Raw genomic sequence first — 16377 nt, forward strand, 5'->3', positions numbered from 1 at the left:
CTGTCTCTTGCCTGTAGTGGGTGGTAAAAAGCCGGATTTTACCCCTATTGGGCCGGGACGCAAACCTGCTTAAAACGGCAACCACTGATCAGGTAGGCCGGACTTTCGCGCCAGGGCGGCAAGATCCATGGCCAGGGCGATGCTCACATGAACGGCGACCCCACCCCAAATGGAGCGCGAGCGCAGCGCCAGTATGCCCAGAAACAACCCAAAGAGGATGGCCCCTGTGGCCTCCAGCCAGAGCTTGGGAAAGTGGATCATCAGGTAGGGGACGCACATCACCCAAATGGCGTTGGCCCCCATCGCCGGGCGCAGTGCGTTCAGCATAAAGCCACGGAAGAAAAACTCCAGGAACACAAACTGGGCAATGTAGAGCAGCTCCCAGGCGAGCAAATCCAGCCAGCTGCGCGAGGCCTGATCGTAAAAAGGGTAGTGGTGAACAAAGTCCTCACCCAGACTTACCAGGTAAACAAAAAAGAGGATGGGCGTGACCAGCAGCACATAACCGCGCCAATGGGCCGCGGTATCGGCAAAGCGCCAGCCCATATCGCGCATCCGCGCCTTGAGAAGATAGCGAATCGCCAGCCAGGGGAGCACCACATAACCCAGCAAGTGCACGCTACTCCACCAGGCGTAGCCGGCCAATTCAAAAAAACCACTGCGCTGCAAGGCGGCGAGATAAGTCTCCTCGCCGCCGCCCATCAGGCGCAGCAGCTCCACCAAATTGCGGGAGTATTTGCCGTAGTGAACCAGCAGCAGACACACGCAGACGCAGGCCAAGACCACCATGATGCGGCGCAGCGACTGCGGGCGATTCAGGGAATAAGACGGCGGGGCGCTGTCGATATCATCGAGCAGCCGCAAAATCCTGGCGGGGTTGAGTGTCGCGAGCAAGGGTTATCCTTTATCAGTCTGCGAAAACGGCAGGTGACCTCGAGCCTCGGCATAATACTCTTGCACCATGTCCGCCTCTTGATACACAAAATCATCAATAGCGGCGTTAAAACGTTCATCGGCCAGCCAGTGGTTGGAGTAAGTGATGACGGGCTCAAAACCCCGCGCCAGCTTGTGCTCTCCTTGTGCACCGCCATCAAAGCGCGACAGGCCCTCGGCTATGGCGTAATCGATGCCCTGATAATAACAGGTTTCAAAATGCAGAAAATCGTACTCGGCCAGGCAGCCCCAATAGCGGCCGTAGAGAGTCGTACTGTCGCGCAGAAAAAGTGACCCCGCCACAGGCTGGCCGTCTCGCTCGGCCAACACCAGTACACAATGCTCGGCCATGCTCGCGCCCAAGTGGCTGAAAAACGCCTCGGGCAGATACCCGGAATGGCCGCTGCGCTTGAGGTAGGTGCGCCGGTACAGCTGATAAAAAAACGTCCAGTGTTCAGCGCGGATATCCTGTCCCGACAAAGCCACACACTCAAAACCCTGCTCACGCACCCGCCGCCGTTCTTTCAGGACGTTTTTACGCTTGCGCGAGGCGAAACCCGCGACAAAATCAGCAAAACTGTCAAAACCCCTGTTGTACCAGTGAAACTGACAGGCGCTGCGCTGCGCCAAGCCCGCCCGGCTTAACTCGCCGCTGCACTCCGGTGTAGGAAACAGGCAGTGCCAACCCGACAGCTGCAATCGCAGGCACTCGCGCTGCACCGCCGCCAACAGAAAATCGCGTTCGCGCTCCGACCAGCGACCGAGAAAGCGCGGCCCATAACAGGGGGTGAAGGGCACAGCGCTCAGCAACTTGGGGTAGTAGTCTTGCCCGTACTGGCGATAGGCATCGGCCCAGGCCCAGTCAAACACATACTCGCCATAGGAGTGATGTTTGATAAAGGCCGGCACAAGCAATACCGGCACACCCTCGTCAGCGACTATTAAATGGTGTGGCTGCCAGCCAGTGTCAGGGGAGGTCGCGCCGGAATCTTCCAAAGCCGCAAACCATTCAAAGCGGGTAAACGGGTAGTCGCTCCCGGCCAAGCGGTTCCACTGTTGGGCACCCAGATCGTGCACCGACGAAAGACACTGGTACTGCATAAATTCCCCGATGTCGTATCAGCCTTGGTCTGTTAACGGCAGTAAATTGACAATGGCAACTGCCGTATTAATGGTTGCAGCGAGAAGCACCCGAGTAACCGGCCAGCACCTCTTGCAGGGTTTCGCCCTGGCGGGCGTTGTCGATATAAATACGCTCCACGCGGTCTTGTTGGTGCCGCAAAATACCGATTTGTGTGAACATGGCGTCCTTGTCGTTTACCCGCGTCTGCATCCGCGTTCTGGCCACTTTCTCGCCATCGTGCCAGATTTCGATAAAGCCCTTTTGCGGATCGCTGGACCAGTGCACCTGCATGGCCAGGTCGTGCCAGACACCGGCGCTGGCGCCCTTGTCCAACTGCCAGTGATAATCGCCGGCACTGGAGCTCTGAAAACTCAGGGCCTCACCGTGAATGTTAAACCGCATTTGCTGCTGCCAGGAATCACTGGACTCCCAATAGCCGAGTTCGTGCTTGGCCTCGGACCAGGGCTCGGGCAGGTAAAAGCTCCACCCCAAAAAGGTGTCGGCCCCCTCGCTGGTGTCACTGGGCTTGACATTGAACTCGCTGCGATTAAGCGCGGCGTTACCGTGCCAGAGAAATTCGTCAGCGCCGGTAATCTCGATCACTCCCGCGTACCGACCCTCATACACACACTCGCTTTGCACACCGATACCCTGAGGGTTGGTCAGATAATGCCACTGGGACAGATCCCCGGTTTCAAAATCTCCGCGCCAGAGCATTTCCCCTCGGGCCTCCAGACAAAACAGTGCCGCTGCGACCAGCAACACCCGGTCAATCACTCGCATCCCTTTTTCCTCTTTTATTTATGGTGGAGAAAGCTAGTTTGCCGCGTCAGTTTGGAATAGCAAGTCAATTGACAGCGTTACCATTCACCCTCATCAAGTAAAAGAGGGGATCGCCGTCGCAAAAAAACTGTCACAATGCTGCCGTAGCCTAGCCGACCCCTATGCCCTGCTTCGCTTTTAGCAGGTTGATACAGTACAATCGGTCGGCTCAGGGCCGCCGGTAACCGCCACTCTCGCGAGCCTCAACAGGCCCTGGATGATTTTTATAAGAGTGCCAGAGCGCAAGGACCGAGCGCCGCAGGCAGCCCCCCGTCGAGCCGGGGCACAACGACGACAGACACTATGCAGAATCTGACATTGCAAGAACCCGGCACATCGGGCGGGGACCGCCTGAGCTCAGTGGGCCGACGCCTGAGCCAGGCGTTGTCGCGTGTCCCTCTGCGCCGCTGGCAGCAACTGGCGATGCTGCTGATCGTACTCTGGCTGGCGCATACCCTGGCGCAGCTGTTCTGGGTGGTATCGCCACAACCCGAAATTCCCGCCGCGCAAATCTCGGCCGACCAGCTCGCTGAGGGCGACAACAGCGCCAGCCGGCGCGATGCAGATATTGATGCACTGCGCGCACTCACCGTGTTTGGCACCAGTGACGCTCCGGCCGATGCCGTTGCCACCGAGCAGCAGCAACCCCTGGAGCCACAAATTGAAGACCAGGCCGTGGACACCAAGCTGTCACTGGTTTTGCAGGGCGTGATCAACTCCAGCGACATGGCCTCGGCACGGGCCATTATCGCCGACGCCAAGGCCCAGGCGATCTACGGCCCGGGCGATGAAATTGAAAACATGCGCGGCGTGAAGGTCGCCAAGGTGCTGGACCTGCGCGTTATCCTCGACAACAAGGGCCAGTACGAATCTCTCTGGCTTTACAAAGACGACCCCAACTCCCAGCGCATGACGCGCCGCTACAACCCGCCGCCGGTGGATACCCCGAGCCGCAGCTGGGAGGGCGACCCAGAAGCCATGAACGAAGGCAGCGATGCCGCCAATGGGCCACTGCAACAAGACACTCCCCAGCCGGCCGAAGAGGCCGCGCCGGAAGAGGCTTCCATCGAACAGATTGGCCAAAATTTGTCCGATGTGGTCGCCTTTAATATTCATCGGGAAAACGGCGAAATCAAAGGCTACCGGGTTCGCCCGGGGCGCAACCCGGCCGCGTTTGACGCCGTGGGTTTGCAATCGGGCGATGTGGTCACGGCCGTCAACGGCACACCACTGGATAACCCGGGCCGTATCATGGAAATTTATCGCAATTTAGGTCAAGCCACATCCGCCAGCCTCGAAGTCGAGCGCAATGGTGAAGTCGTGACCATTGACGTAGAGCTGGAATAAGTGAGGTTAGTAGTGAGAGCGTGTTTCAAGCGAATTCAGGTCACCTTGCTGGTGATCTCCCTGGCACTGCCGGTACTGGCCACCGGTGCCGAACAAACCTGGACCGTTAACTTCAAAGACTCCGATATTCAGGAAGTCATCAAATTTATCGCCGAGGCCACGGGCAAAACCATTGTCATCGACCCCAAGGTGCGCGGCCAGGTCAAAGTAATCTCGGAAAAGCCCGTTAACAGCAAAGAGCTCTACGGCCTGTTCCTCTCTATTTTGGATGTACACGGGTTTACCGCGGTGGAAAACGGCGAGGTGGTGCGCATCGTGCCCAACCGTGACGCCCGGTCCCTGCCCATTCCCAGCGCTGAAAAAGGTAGCAGCGACTCCGATGCCTATATGACCCAAGTCATTCAGCTGGAGAACATCAGCGCCGCCAAACTGCTCCCCGTGCTGCGCCCTTTGGTGCCCCAGCACGGCCACATCTCCGCCTATGATCCGAGCAACGCCATCATTGTCACCGACACCCGGGCCAATATCACCCGGCTACTGGATGTGGTGCGCCAGATCGACAAGGCCGCCGTGATCAGCACCGAGCTGGTGGAGCTGCGCTACGCCCAGGCCGATGCCATCGTTAAAGTGATCCAGCAACTCGAAAAGCCCGATGCCCAGCGCGGCAACGCCAGCGCGCCGGTCACGGTGGTGGCCGACACCCGCATTAACGGCGTGCTGATCAATGGCGATGATATGCAGCGCGAGCGCATCAAGCAGCTGATCCGCCGCCTGGACCGCCCGCAGATCACCAACTCCAACGTGCGGGTCATCTACCTCAAGTACGCCAAGGCCGAACAGGTCGCCGAAGTGCTCAACGGCGTCATGCAGAATATGCAAAAAGTGGAGCAGGCCGAAGGCGGCAACACCGCCGGCGCCTCGCGCAATCAGATCAAAGCCAGTGTCCAGGCTGATGAAGACACCAACGCCATTCTCATCACCGCCGATGGCGATACCATGCAGTCGCTGTTGGTATTGGTGGAGAGTCTGGATATTCGCCGCGCGCAGGTATTGGTTGAAGCGATTATTGTTGAACTAGAGGACTCCGATGCCGCTGAACTTGGCATTGAGTGGATGTATCGCGATGACGATATCGGTTTTGGTAGTTCAGCCAACGACGGCGATGATATGGGCACCATGGGTGGCGTTCTGTCGGGCGCCTTTGGCGATAGCGACGAGGCCCTGGTAGGGCTGGCTGGCAGCCTCTCGGGTATCGCCGGGCAGGTTTTCGGTATTGGCCGCCTGGGTAACAGCACCGATATGCTGGCCGTACTCAAGCTGCTCAAAGCGAACGGAGCCACCAACATACTCTCCACACCGAGCCTGCTAACCACCGACAACCACGAGGCGGAAATTTCGGTAGGTAAAAACGTACCTTTTGTCAGCGGCTCCTACACCAGCACTGGCGGCGGCAGCAGTAACCCCACCAACCCCTTTAATACCGTTGAGCGCAAAGACGTAGGTATTTTGCTGAAAGTCACCCCCCACGTGAACGATGGCGATTCCGTGGTGATGGACATCGCTCAGGAAATTTCAAGCGTCGACGATACCGCTGCCTCCAGCAACGGGCTCGTCACCAACCAGCGCAAGATCAACACCCAGGTAATGGCAGCCTCTGGAGAGATTGTCGTTCTAGGTGGTCTTATTCAAGACGACGTTCGAACTTTCGAACGTAAAGTCCCTGTTCTTGGGGATATACCAATTCTGGGTAACCTGTTTAAAAGCCAGAGCAGCAACAAAACCAAAACCAACCTGATGGTCTTTATTCGCGCCAGTGTCGTGCCGGACGATGAAATGCTGATGGGCGCCACCGCCGAGAAATATCGCCACATAAGAGAAGTGCTGCTCGACAAGCAAAACAACACCAACTTGTTGACTCGCAAAGAAGACATCCCCATGTTGCCTGAATGGGAAGCGCAGCTGAAAAAAGTGCAAGAGCGCTATAACAGCACACCGACTTCGAACACTGATACCAGCGAGGCCGGAGAGTAAGCAGTGAACAGCGAAATCTCTGAGCCGGCCAAACTGCCCGAGGAGTTTGACGAAACCCTGGGCGCCACCGAGGAAGAAGAGCACTTGGCGGCCAGTGCGGGCGAGAGCCCGCGCCTGCCGTTTAGCTTCGCCTCGGCCCACGGCGTGATGCTCGACCCGGAGCGCCCCGGCACCGTGGTGCACAAGCCCGGCCTGCGCCTCGATGTGCTCACCGAGCTGGCCCGTTATTTTGACGGCGAGCTTCAGCTTGAGGAGCTGGACGCCGAATCTTTCCAGCGCCAGCTCACCCGTGAGTATCAAAGCAGCGACGGCGCCGCCCAGCGCGCTGCGGAAGATCTCGGCAACGAATTCGATCTCTCGTCCATGGCCGACGATCTGGCCGATCGCACCGACCTGCTCGCCGGCGACGACGACGCGCCGGTGATCCGGCTGATCAATGCCATTCTGTCCCAGGCGGTGCGCGAGCAAGCCTCGGACATTCACCTTGAGCCCTTTGAAGACCGCGTCTCCGTACGCTTTCGCATCGACGGTGTGCTGAGCGAGGTGCTCTCACCCAAGCCGGAGCTGGCCCCGGTGCTGGTCTCACGCTTAAAAGTCATGGCGCGCCTCGATATCGCCGAAAAGCGCCTGCCTCAGGACGGCCGGATCACTGTGCGCCTGGCTGGTCACGCAGTGGATATCCGTGTCTCGACCATTCCCTCGGCTCACGGCGAGCGCATTGTATTGCGTCTGCTGGATCAGGCCGCCGGCCAACTCAAACTGGATGAGCTGCAAATGCCCAAGCTGGTGCAGGAGCGCTTTGCCAAGGCCCTGCACCGGCCCCACGGCATTATTCTCGTTACCGGGCCCACCGGCTCGGGTAAAACCACCACCCTTTATGCCGGCCTGAGCCACATCAATGCGCCCAGCCGCAATATCCTCACCATTGAGGATCCGATTGAATACCTGCTGCCCGGTATCGGCCAGACCCAGGTTAATGCCAAGGTGGACATGACCTTTGCCCGCGGGCTGCGCGCGATTTTGCGGCAGGACCCGGACGTGGTGATGGTGGGTGAGATCCGCGACTCAGAAACCGCCGACATCGCCATTCAGGCCAGTTTGACCGGTCACCTGGTATTATCCACCCTGCACACCAACACGGCCATTGGCGCCATCATGCGCCTGAAAGACATGGGGGTTGAGCCCTTTCTGTTGGCTTCCAGTGTCGAGGTGGTCATGGCCCAGCGGCTGGTGCGCAAGCTCTGCAACGCCTGCAAAGTGCCCTATGAGCCGACCGAGTCCGAGCGCCACATGCTGCAGTTGCCCGAGGGCCAGACCATTTACCGCGCTGGCGGCTGCAACAAGTGCAACCAAATGGGCTATCGCGGACGTAAGGGGATCTACGAGCTGATCGAGATCAACGAGCACATGCGCCACCTGATACACGAAGAGGCCGGCGAGCAGGAGCTGATCGCCGAGGCCCGCAAACACTCCGAATCCATCAGTGACGACGGCCGCTACCAGGTGGTCAATGGCGTCACCAGCCTAGAGGAAGTCTTGCGGGTCACCACCGCAAGCTAGAGGCCAGTATGGGTGCATATAGCTATCGCGCGCTGAACGAGTCGGGCAAAACCGTCAAGGGCATCCTCGAGGGCGACTCCGAGCGCCAGGTGCGCAGCCAGCTGCGGGCCAAGAAACTCAAGCCTCTCGAGGTCTCCGACGCCGGACGTGCCAAGGTACGCAGCAGCAGCGATGCGCGCAGCGGTTTTTCTTCACTGCTCGGCGGCGCGCCCAAGCTTAAAAGCCGCGACCTGAGCCTGATCACCCGTCAGCTGGCCTCGCTGATCAGCTCCGGCCTGCCGCTGGACGAGGCCCTGCAGGCCACCGCCAAGCAGGCGCAGAAATCCAACGTCAAACAGGTGATGCTGCAAATCCGTACCAAGGTGCTGGAGGGGTTTTCCCTGGCCCAGGCGCTCGGTGAACACCCCGGCTCCTTTGACGATATGTACCGCGCCATGGTGCGCGCTGGCGAGAGCTCGGGCTTTTTGGGCCCAGTGCTCGACCGCCTGGCCGATTACACCCTCAATGCCCAGCAGCTCAAATCGCGCCTGAAAACCGCCATGATCTACCCGGCAACACTGCTGGTGCTGAGTCTGGCGGTGATTGTCGGCCTGATGGCCTTTGTGGTGCCGGATCTGGTCAAGCTCTTTGCCCACTCCAACCGCGAACTGCCCCTGCTCACCCGCGGGCTGATCGGCACCAGCGACTTTATTGTCAGCTATGGCATCTGGGTACTGGCGGCGGCAGTGGCCGCAGCCTACGGCATACGCCAACTGCTGAAAAACCCCGACCGCCAGCGGCGCTGGCACCAGATTCAATTAAAGTTGCCGATCATCGGTAATGTGGTCAACCAGTCCAACTCGGCGCGCTTTGCCTCTACCCTCAGCCTGTTGATGTCGAGCGGTGTCCCCCTGCTGCAGGCCCTGCGCATAGCCGGCCAGGTCATGACCAACCGGGTATTGCAAGAGGCCTGCGAAGACATCGCCAGCCAGGTCCACGAAGGGACCTCCCTGAACCGCGCCATGGAGAAAGCCGATTGTTTTCCCCCGCTACTGGTGCAAATGGTGGCCAGTGGTGAAACCAACGGCACCCTGCCGGCACAGCTCGAGCACGCGGCGCGCGATCAGCAGCGCGAACTGGAAATGGTGCTGGCGGTCTCGCTCGGTTTGATGGAGCCGGCCACCATTGTGTTGATGGGTGGCGCCGTTCTGGTCATCGTGCTGGCCATTCTGCAGCCGATTTTTGAAATGAACCAGATGGTCGGTTAGAGCCAGCGGGGTCTGCGCCTAGGCGCGTTAATCCGATGCCGGACGCTTTGGCATCAGAGCCCAGTACCAGACTTGAATTACTATTTGTTCAGCGTAAGGCTGGGCACTACAGACAACGGAGTAGAGCAAATGAAACTAACCAATCGCCAAACAGGCTTTAGTTTGATTGAGATTATGGTGGTCGTGGTGATCATTGGCCTGCTGGCCAGTATCGTCGCCCCCATGGTGCTGGACCGGGCCGACGAGGCGCGGATCAACAAGGTACAGGCCGATTTCAAAAACATTCAGACGGCCCTGAACCTGTATCGCATCGACAACTACGTCTACCCCACCAGTGAGCAGGGCCTGGAGGCACTGGTGACCAAGCCGACCCTGACACCGGTGCCGCGCAACTATCGCCAGAGCGGCTATCTCGATCAGCTGCCCATGGACCCCTGGGGCAGCCCGTACCTGTACATCAGCCCCGGTGAGACCCGCGAGTACGACATCTACACCCAGGGTGCCGACGGTGTCGCCGGTGGTGAAGGCCAGGCGGCGGACATCAGCGTCTGGGACCAGGACCTGCCTCAGAATCAGTAATGCCCAATGACCTGCTGCCCGCGCCAGAGGGGTTTCACCCTCATCGAGATCATGATCGTCGTACTGATCGTCGGTCTGAGCGCGGGTATCGCAACGCTCGCTTTTGCCCCGGATGACACCAGTCGCCTGGAAGAGGCGGCTGATAAATTCATGCTCCAGGCGGAGTTCGTCGCCGAACAAACGGCCCTGACCGGTGAGGTCATAGGCTTGTTTATCCGCCCTACCTCCAGCCGCGAGGGTACCCAGTGGTGCTACCAGTGGCGGCGTTTTCGCAACAGCGCCTGGCAACCAGTCTCCGACTTTTTACCCGACCAGTGCTTCGCCACCGACATGGAAATAGAGATGATCGTCGAGGGCGAGGCCTATGAGTACGACGAGCGCGAAACCACCCCTCAACCGGTGTTGATTTTTTATCCCAGCGGCGAGTCCACCCGACTGGAGTTGGCGCTGTTCGCGCGTTTTGACAGTGAAGAGGTCCAGCGCATAGAGGTGGACATGATGGGCGATATTCGCTGGCTCAACCGCGAGCAGGAACTGGCCGACAGGGAGGCCGAGCTGTGAAGCGGGTGCGCGGTTTTACCCTGATCGAAGTCATGGTCGCCCTCGCCATTGTCGCGACGGCCCTGCCGGCACTGATGATGCTGATCACCAGCCAGCTGCAGGGCGCCGGGTTTACCCGCGAGAAAACCCAGGCCTACTGGATCGCCGAAAACCAACTCACCCGCATCAAGATGCGCAAGCGCATGATCGAGCAGTACAACATTCCCGACAGCGAAAACGGCACGGTTGCGCGCGACGGTGTGCGCTGGTACTGGGAGCTCACCAGCCAGGACACCGAGGTGGAAGATTTCCTGCGGCTGGATTTGCGCGTCGCCCTGGACTCGGACAAAGACGCCACCCTGGCGACACTGACGGGGTTTATCAATGAGTAGGGCCTCTCGCCGGCAAGGGGGTTTTACCCTGATCGAAGTAGTGATTGCCCTGGCGATCACCGCGGTGATCATGACCTTCAGTTATCAATCCTTCAGCACCGCCTCACGCAGCGCCGAGGCTAGCGCCGAGGTCATGGCGCGCATCAACGATCTGGATCGCACCTGGCAAATCCTCAATCAGGACGCGCGCCATCTGCTCGCCCCAGTCAATGCCGGTGAAGACCCCAATGTACCCGGCGGCCTGCGCCGGCCCTTCCGCGGCGCCAGCCTCTACGGCGACACCTCAGGCGACCGGCTGGTGCTGCAATTTACCCGCTCTGGCTGGCTCAACCCCATGAACCGACCGCGCAGCGACCTGCAGCAAGTGATCTACCGCATCGAAGACGGCACCCTCTGGCGCGACTACCGCCCGGAGCGCAACTTTATTATCGAGGACTGGCTGTTCGCCGAGGACCTGATTCAGCAGCCGATGCTGGAAGGCGTCAGCGACATTGAAGTGCGGTTCTTATCCAGCCAGCGGGCCCAGCAGCAGGGCAGCGGCGTGCTCGACGGCGAAGACTACGCCCGCGACTGGGACCAGGTGTGGCCCGCCACCAGCTCCGCCGGCGTGGACACCAGTATGCCCGTCGCCATGCTGGTGCGTATTGAGCTCGAAGACGGCCTGACCAGCGAGAGGCTCTATGATCTCGCCCGCTAAGCTTGCGTTCAAAGGCCCTGGGCATCAGCGCGGCTCGGTGCTGATTCTGGCCATTCTCGTCGTCACTCTGGTGGCCGGCTTTGCCATCAAGGCCTCGCGGGATTACCAGTTGAGCATGGCCCGGGCCGAGGCGCGCTGGCACGGCGCCCAGGCGCAGGCGTATTTGTCCGGCGCCGAATCCCTGGCCATCTACTTTCTCGAGCTGGACGAAAACCCCGAGGTCGACAGTTTGCTGGAACCTTGGGCCATGGAGCTGCCGCCCTTTCCCATTGAGGGTGGGGTGATCATCGCCGAGATTGAAGACGCCCAGGCTAAAATCAACCTGAACGACGTCACGGGCATCAACCAAGAGGTGGAAAACCCCAATGACCCGGCGCGCTTCACCACTGCGCAAAAGCATTTTTTGCGGCTACTGCAGAGCTTTGAAGATATCTATCCTCTATCCCAGGAAGAGGCCATTGCCATTGTCGAGGCCCTGGAAGACTGGATGGACGATGACGACGAAATTACCGGCTTTACCGGGGCCGAGCGCGATTACTATCAATCCCTGGACCCGGCCTACCAGCCGGCCAACGCCCCGCTCAGCAGTGTCGATGAGCTGCGTCTGGTGCGAGGCATCACCCCCGAATTGATGCAGTTGCTGCGCCCGTTTATCACGGTATTGCCGGCAGAGGGCAGCGGCGGCAAGCTCAACGTCAACACCATGAACCCCTATTTGCTGCGCACCTTTAACGACGGGAATATACTGGCGCCTCTCGGCACCCAGGAGGTCGGTGGTATTGTGGCCGAAAGCGGCGAATACGCCTCAACCGAAGAATTCACACAGAACACCGGCTGGGGCAATGCCGTCTCGGGTGAGCTGGACGCCGCCTACGCCGCTGTCAAAACCGACTACTTTCTGGTCACCACCCGCGTGCAACTGGGCGATCAGCGCCGCAGCATGCAGAGCCTGCTGCAGCGGGACGGTGAGAGTTTTACCGTGGTAAAACGCAGAGACGTGTACGATTACATTCTCAACCTGGAGCGCGCCGGCGCGCCAGCGACCAATCTGGGACAAGCGACTGACAATGAGTGAACATCTCACGCTATACATCAGCCACTACGGCAGTGACTACACCTGGCTGATTCGCCGCGAGCATCTGCCCGACGAGCTCGGCAGTGGCGAGCTGGCCACCCTGGCGGCCAGCCTGGGCGAGGGCAACCATCAGGCCCGGCTGATTGTCGGCGGCCCGCAACTGGTGGCGCGCACACTCTCCTACGCCGAGAAAGAGAAGCGCCATTTGCGCAAGCTCATGCCCTTCCAGCTGGAAGAGGAAGTCATCGGCGATATCGACCAATTCCACTTTGCCTTTGGCACCCCCAAAGAGGGGCAGGTGAGCTTGGTCTATACCGAGCGCGCCCGGCTGGCCGAGTGCTTTGCCGCGCTCGCCGAACAGCACATCGAGATTACTCAGTGTCTGCCCGCCGCCCTCTTGCCCGAGCGACCCACGGCAGAGGGCGAGCAGACCAGCGATAGCTGGGCCATCCATTGGCAGGATGGAAAAGTAAGCGTTCACTATGGGCAAAGTCAGGGCTTTACCGTCGCCTCAAGCAATCTTCCCGCCGCCCTGGACATGCTGCTCAAGGCGCAAAACCGGGTCAGCGAGCTGCCGCATCTCGCCCTGAGTGCGCCGGATGAAAATCAGCTCGAGGCCCTGGAGCAACAGCTGCCGCCCAGTTTGGAGGGCGCTCAGGGCGAGACCAAGATCTGCTCGCTCTGGGACTTTGAACCCGCCGCCGATACCATCGATCTGTGCCAGGGCGAGTTCTCCCAGCGCCTGCCCATCGAGCGCTGGTGGGGTCACTGGCGCAAAGTCGCCTACGCCGGCACCGCGGCTCTGGTGGTTTATATCGCCACCTTGTTGATCTCGCTCAATCAGCTGCAAAATGAAAACCTGGAAATCCGCCGCGATATCGAACAGGTGTTCCGCACCGTGGTGCCCAACGGCCCGGCCAATGACCCCGAAAGGCGCCTGCGCATTATGGCCCGGGACTTGGCACCGGAGGCCGGTGGCAGCCAGGTGGTGGCCCTTTTGGGCGAGGTATTGCCGCAAATCCAGCAGGGTAACGTCAGCCTGAAGGGGGTCTACTACACGGCGGAGAACGGCGAGCTGAGTCTTAATCTGCAGGCCGAATCCTTTAATGCCATCGAGTCGCTGCGCGGCGCCATGGAGTCTCTGGGCCTGTCGGCCGAGCTGCTCTCGGCCAGCGCCCAGGGCAATACCCACTCCGCCCGCATGAAAGTCAAAAGGGAGCTGCCATGAACCGCCTCTTTACTGCCCTGAGCAAATACAACCGCCGCGAGCAGACCATTTTGCTGGTCGGCGCCCTCGCCGTGCTGCTCTACCTGCTCTGGATGGCCGTTCTGGCGCCGCTGAAAGACAAGCGCGAACAGCAAATTGTCACCAATGCCTCTACCGCCGCCGCGCTTGAGCGGGTAAAAGTGCTCACCGCCAAGTTAAAGAAAGCTGAGGCCGATAGCCGCCAGCAGGCCTCTGGCAACAGCGCCAACATCAGCCAGATGGTGGACTCGACGCTGCAGGCCAACGGCCTGCGGATGAGCGGTTTTCAACCCGGCACCCGCGGCGAGGCCCGGGTGCGCCTGGACAACGTCTCTTACGCCGCCATGATGCAGTGGCTCTACGATCTGGAGTACAAACACGACGTCAGCATCAAGGATTTGTCCATGGCTGCGACCACCAACCCCGGTGAAGTCACCGCGAATATCCGCCTCGGCAAGAACGGCTAAGCCTCATGCAACGCGCCGCCTCGCTCTGTGTTGCCCTGACCCTGCTAGGCGCCGGCTATGCCACCGCGCAGCAGGCGCCGGTGCGCGCGGCGCCAGATTTGCTCGACACCTCGCGCCCGGCCGAGCTCGGACTGAAGCCGGCGCCCGGCACTCAAACCTTTACGGTTTTTCGGGCCACAGAGCAGAGCTACCAATACAATCACGGCGCCGTGCCCTTTGCCTTTAACGGCAAACTCTACGTACAGTGGCAGAGCTCGCGGGCCGATGAAGACGCGCCGGAGACCGAGGTACGCTACGCCATGAGCGTGGACGGCAAGCACTGGAGCGACGCCATTATCCTGGAGCGCCCCAGAGCCGATGCTGCAGTCACCAACGGCGGTTGGTGGGCCTATGGCGACACTCTGGTGGCCTACATCAATGTCTGGCCCCACGACCTGGAGCCGCGCGGCGGCTATGTGGAATACCGCACCAGCAAGGACGGCGTGCACTGGAGCGCGGCCAAGCCCGTGCTCAATGATCAAGGCGAGCCACTGGCAGGCATCATGGAGCAGGACATTCGCGCGCTGCCCGACGGCCGTTTAGTCTCGGCCGTGCACCAGCAGCCGGGGCTGACCCTCAAACCCTATTTCACCGATGACGCCACCGGCCGCAGCGACTGGCAGGCGGGTAAAATCAGCAACCTGCCCCACAGCGGGTCGGTGACCCGCGAGCTTGAGCCCAGCTGGTACCGGCGCGGCAACGAGTTGGTGATGATCTTTCGCGATCAGGGCTCGAGCTTTCGCCTGCTCGCCGCCACCAGCAGCGACCGCGCCGAGAGCTGGAGCACATCGGTGATCACCAACTATCCCGACTCGCGGGCCAAGCAGAGCGCCGGTAACCTGCCCGATGGCACCGCGTTTATCGTCAATAACCCCAGCGGGCGCAAGGCGCGCTTTCCCCTGGTACTGAGCACCAGCGCCGACGGCGAGCTGTTTGACCGGGCTTGGCTGCTGCGCGCGGGCGGCGAGGCACTGCCGGCGCAAAAGTACGATGGGCGCTACAAGCGGGTGGGCTACAGCTATCCAAAATCAACGCTGTTTGAGGGCTATGTGTACACCGCCTACGCCACCGGCAAAGAAGACATAGACATCACTCGGGTGCCTGTCACCTCATTGCAATACGAGTAACGGTTGGACTTATGATTCGATGGATTTTACTGGGCATTGCCTTCTGGCTGGTGTTTGTCATTACCCAGATACCGGCCACCTGGGGTGGCTACCTGATGACCCGCGGCAACGCCCTGTCGCTGTCGGGCATTAGCGGTACCCTCTGGCAGGGGCAGGCGGGCATGGCCTCGGTGCGCATCGACGGGCGCGACTACGCCCTCGGCGCCCTGCGCTGGAACCTAAAACCCCTGAGCCTGCTCACGCTCGCCCCCTGCGCCGAGATCACTACCGATCTTGAGCGCCAGCAAATCAGTGGCACCGCCTGCGCCGGCCTCAGTGGCGCGCTGCAGCTGAAAAACAGCAACCTCAGCTTACCGGCCAGTCTGATTCAGGGGCTGCCCGAGCCGACCCGCATAAGCGGTCAACTCTCGGCGCACATCGATACCCTGAAACTCAAAGGCCAGCGCATAAACGCGCTCAAGGGTAACCTCAGCTGGACCAAAGCGCGCCTGCACAACGGCCAGAGCTGGCTCAACCTCGGCGCGTTTGCCGCGGACTTGTCCGCTACCGATGAGGGTCATATTCGCGCCGACATTTTTTCCCTCGAAGGGCCCGTTGATCTGGCCGGTAATGTGGTGATGCCCCTCACAGGCGGCATTCACATCGACACGACCTTTGCCATGACCGACACCTTCGCCCGCGAAGTACAGGCCGAGCAGTGGCTGCCCATGGTGGCCGAACCGCTCGAGCAGGGCAGGCACAAAATTCGGATGACGTTATAACCACAGGCCCAGGGGCTGAAATGACAGCATTGCAAGCGCGCTTTATCACCGCCATCACGAGCGAGTTACCCGAGGCCCTGGCTTTTCCGCTCTGGGTGAGCGCCAATATCGCCTACTGCTACGACTTGAGCGCCAGCATCGAAGCGCGCCTGCCGGTCGTCTTCGCCCCGCCAGAAAAAACGGACAACGTGCCCGCGCTGGAAAAGCAGGCCGCGCTATGGTGCGAGCACTTCGAAGCCTGGTACGCCAACCACCACACCACCGCCCCCGGCTATTGTGAAGTAACGGTTCAGCTGTTTACCGATAACACCGAGAGAACGCCGCTTGGCCAGTACACCGCCGATATCACCTTGACCGATTAAGAAGACGCTCCAACGCTTTGCAGGATTGC

The 16377-nt window shown here is 60.2% G+C and carries 17 protein-coding genes; 14 read left to right on the forward strand and 3 right to left on the reverse strand.

The window, feature by feature from the left end; all coding sequences use genetic code 11:
• Positions 1–69: 69 nt before the first annotated feature.
• The 3 genes from QWI16_RS04775 to QWI16_RS04785 form a co-directional block, all read right to left on the reverse strand.
• Positions 70–894 carry a CPBP family intramembrane glutamic endopeptidase gene (locus QWI16_RS04775; RefSeq protein WP_302711611.1) on the reverse strand — a complete coding sequence of 275 codons (825 nt, stop codon included), beginning with the start codon at positions 892–894 and terminating at the stop codon, positions 70–72.
• A gap of 3 nt (positions 895–897) precedes the next feature.
• Positions 898–2034, reverse strand: coding sequence for a GNAT family N-acetyltransferase (locus QWI16_RS04780; RefSeq protein WP_302711612.1), 1137 nt, complete (start codon positions 2032–2034; stop codon positions 898–900).
• A gap of 67 nt (positions 2035–2101) precedes the next feature.
• Positions 2102–2839, reverse strand: a complete 738-nt coding sequence (locus QWI16_RS04785; protein ID WP_302711613.1) for a polysaccharide lyase family 20 protein — start codon at positions 2837–2839, stop codon at positions 2102–2104.
• 342 nt (positions 2840–3181) lie between these two features.
• On the opposite strand from QWI16_RS04785, the gene gspC reads away from it, so the two are divergent.
• The 14 genes from gspC to QWI16_RS04855 all read left to right on the forward strand — a co-directional run bounded on the left by gspC (position 3182) and on the right by QWI16_RS04855 (position 16348).
• Positions 3182–4225 carry a type II secretion system protein GspC gene (gene gspC, locus QWI16_RS04790; RefSeq protein WP_302711614.1) on the forward strand — a complete coding sequence of 348 codons (1044 nt, stop codon included), beginning with the start codon at positions 3182–3184 and terminating at the stop codon, positions 4223–4225.
• Between the two features lie 12 nt (positions 4226–4237).
• Positions 4238–6256: a type II secretion system secretin GspD gene (gspD, locus tag QWI16_RS04795; protein ID WP_302711615.1), complete on the forward strand. Its 2019-nt coding sequence runs from the start codon at positions 4238–4240 to the stop codon at positions 6254–6256.
• Between the two features lie 57 nt (positions 6257–6313).
• Positions 6314–7816 (forward strand): type II secretion system ATPase GspE, encoded by a 1503-nt coding sequence (gene gspE, locus QWI16_RS04800; RefSeq protein WP_302711898.1) that lies wholly within the window; start codon positions 6314–6316, stop codon positions 7814–7816.
• An 8-nt stretch (positions 7817–7824) separates the two neighbouring features.
• Positions 7825–9063, forward strand: coding sequence for a type II secretion system inner membrane protein GspF (gene gspF / locus QWI16_RS04805; RefSeq protein WP_302711616.1), 1239 nt, complete (start codon positions 7825–7827; stop codon positions 9061–9063).
• A gap of 129 nt (positions 9064–9192) precedes the next feature.
• On the forward strand, positions 9193–9642 hold the full coding sequence (gene gspG, locus QWI16_RS04810; RefSeq protein ID WP_302711617.1) for a type II secretion system major pseudopilin GspG: 450 nt from the start codon (positions 9193–9195) through the stop codon (positions 9640–9642).
• A 6-nt stretch (positions 9643–9648) separates the two neighbouring features.
• Positions 9649–10203 carry a prepilin-type N-terminal cleavage/methylation domain-containing protein gene (locus QWI16_RS04815; RefSeq protein ID WP_302711618.1) on the forward strand — a complete coding sequence of 185 codons (555 nt, stop codon included), beginning with the start codon at positions 9649–9651 and terminating at the stop codon, positions 10201–10203.
• Positions 10200–10574, forward strand: coding sequence for a type II secretion system minor pseudopilin GspI (gene gspI, locus QWI16_RS04820; protein WP_302711619.1), 375 nt, complete (start codon positions 10200–10202; stop codon positions 10572–10574). The genes QWI16_RS04815 and gspI overlap by 4 nt, the downstream gene beginning before the upstream one ends.
• Positions 10567–11271 carry a type II secretion system minor pseudopilin GspJ gene (gene gspJ, locus QWI16_RS04825; RefSeq protein WP_302711620.1) on the forward strand — a complete coding sequence of 235 codons (705 nt, stop codon included), beginning with the start codon at positions 10567–10569 and terminating at the stop codon, positions 11269–11271. The genes gspI and gspJ overlap by 8 nt, the downstream gene beginning before the upstream one ends.
• Entirely contained in the window at positions 11255–12346 is a 1092-nt protein-coding gene (gspK, locus tag QWI16_RS04830; protein WP_302711621.1) for a type II secretion system minor pseudopilin GspK, read from the forward strand. The genes gspJ and gspK overlap by 17 nt, the downstream gene beginning before the upstream one ends.
• On the forward strand, positions 12339–13574 hold the full coding sequence (gene gspL, locus QWI16_RS04835; protein WP_302711622.1) for a type II secretion system protein GspL: 1236 nt from the start codon (positions 12339–12341) through the stop codon (positions 13572–13574). Before gspK ends, gspL begins: the two co-directional genes overlap by 8 nt.
• Positions 13571–14059: a type II secretion system protein M gene (locus QWI16_RS04840; RefSeq protein ID WP_302711623.1), complete on the forward strand. Its 489-nt coding sequence runs from the start codon at positions 13571–13573 to the stop codon at positions 14057–14059. Before gspL ends, QWI16_RS04840 begins: the two co-directional genes overlap by 4 nt.
• A gap of 5 nt (positions 14060–14064) precedes the next feature.
• Positions 14065–15225 (forward strand): exo-alpha-sialidase, encoded by a 1161-nt coding sequence (locus QWI16_RS04845; protein WP_302711624.1) that lies wholly within the window; start codon positions 14065–14067, stop codon positions 15223–15225.
• 11 nt (positions 15226–15236) lie between these two features.
• A complete protein-coding gene (locus QWI16_RS04850) occupies positions 15237–15986 on the forward strand; it encodes a type II secretion system protein N (RefSeq protein WP_302711625.1) in 750 nt (249 codons plus the stop codon).
• A 20-nt stretch (positions 15987–16006) separates the two neighbouring features.
• Complete coding sequence (locus tag QWI16_RS04855) at positions 16007–16348, forward strand: hypothetical protein (protein ID WP_302711626.1); 342 nt, start codon at positions 16007–16009, stop codon at positions 16346–16348.
• Positions 16349–16377 lie beyond the last annotated feature (29 nt).

This window comes from Gilvimarinus algae, assembly GCF_030518215.1.
Lineage (GTDB): Bacteria > Pseudomonadota > Gammaproteobacteria > Pseudomonadales > Cellvibrionaceae > Gilvimarinus > Gilvimarinus algae.

What these genes read in the sequence shown, in the direction of transcription:
- QWI16_RS04780 (WP_302711612.1), bottom strand. Translation starts at nt 2,034, where the DNA reads ATGCAGTACCAGTGTCTTTCGTCGGTGCACGATCTGGGTGCCCAACAG.
- QWI16_RS04785 (WP_302711613.1), bottom strand. Translation starts at nt 2,839, where the DNA reads ATGCGAGTGATTGACCGGGTGTTGCTGGTCGCAGCGGCACTGTTTTGT.
- gspC (WP_302711614.1), top strand. Translation starts at nt 3,182, where the DNA reads ATGCAGAATCTGACATTGCAAGAACCCGGCACATCGGGCGGGGACCGC.
- gspF (WP_302711616.1), top strand. Translation starts at nt 7,825, where the DNA reads ATGGGTGCATATAGCTATCGCGCGCTGAACGAGTCGGGCAAAACCGTC.
- gspG (WP_302711617.1), top strand. Translation starts at nt 9,193, where the DNA reads ATGAAACTAACCAATCGCCAAACAGGCTTTAGTTTGATTGAGATTATG.
- QWI16_RS04815 (WP_302711618.1), top strand. Translation starts at nt 9,649, where the DNA reads ATGACCTGCTGCCCGCGCCAGAGGGGTTTCACCCTCATCGAGATCATG.
- gspJ (WP_302711620.1), top strand. Translation starts at nt 10,567, where the DNA reads ATGAGTAGGGCCTCTCGCCGGCAAGGGGGTTTTACCCTGATCGAAGTA.
- gspK (WP_302711621.1), top strand. Translation starts at nt 11,255, where the DNA reads ATGATCTCGCCCGCTAAGCTTGCGTTCAAAGGCCCTGGGCATCAGCGC.
- gspL (WP_302711622.1), top strand. Translation starts at nt 12,339, where the DNA reads ATGAGTGAACATCTCACGCTATACATCAGCCACTACGGCAGTGACTAC.
- QWI16_RS04840 (WP_302711623.1), top strand. Translation starts at nt 13,571, where the DNA reads ATGAACCGCCTCTTTACTGCCCTGAGCAAATACAACCGCCGCGAGCAG.
- QWI16_RS04845 (WP_302711624.1), top strand. Translation starts at nt 14,065, where the DNA reads ATGCAACGCGCCGCCTCGCTCTGTGTTGCCCTGACCCTGCTAGGCGCC.
- QWI16_RS04850 (WP_302711625.1), top strand. Translation starts at nt 15,237, where the DNA reads ATGATTCGATGGATTTTACTGGGCATTGCCTTCTGGCTGGTGTTTGTC.
- QWI16_RS04855 (WP_302711626.1), top strand. Translation starts at nt 16,007, where the DNA reads ATGACAGCATTGCAAGCGCGCTTTATCACCGCCATCACGAGCGAGTTA.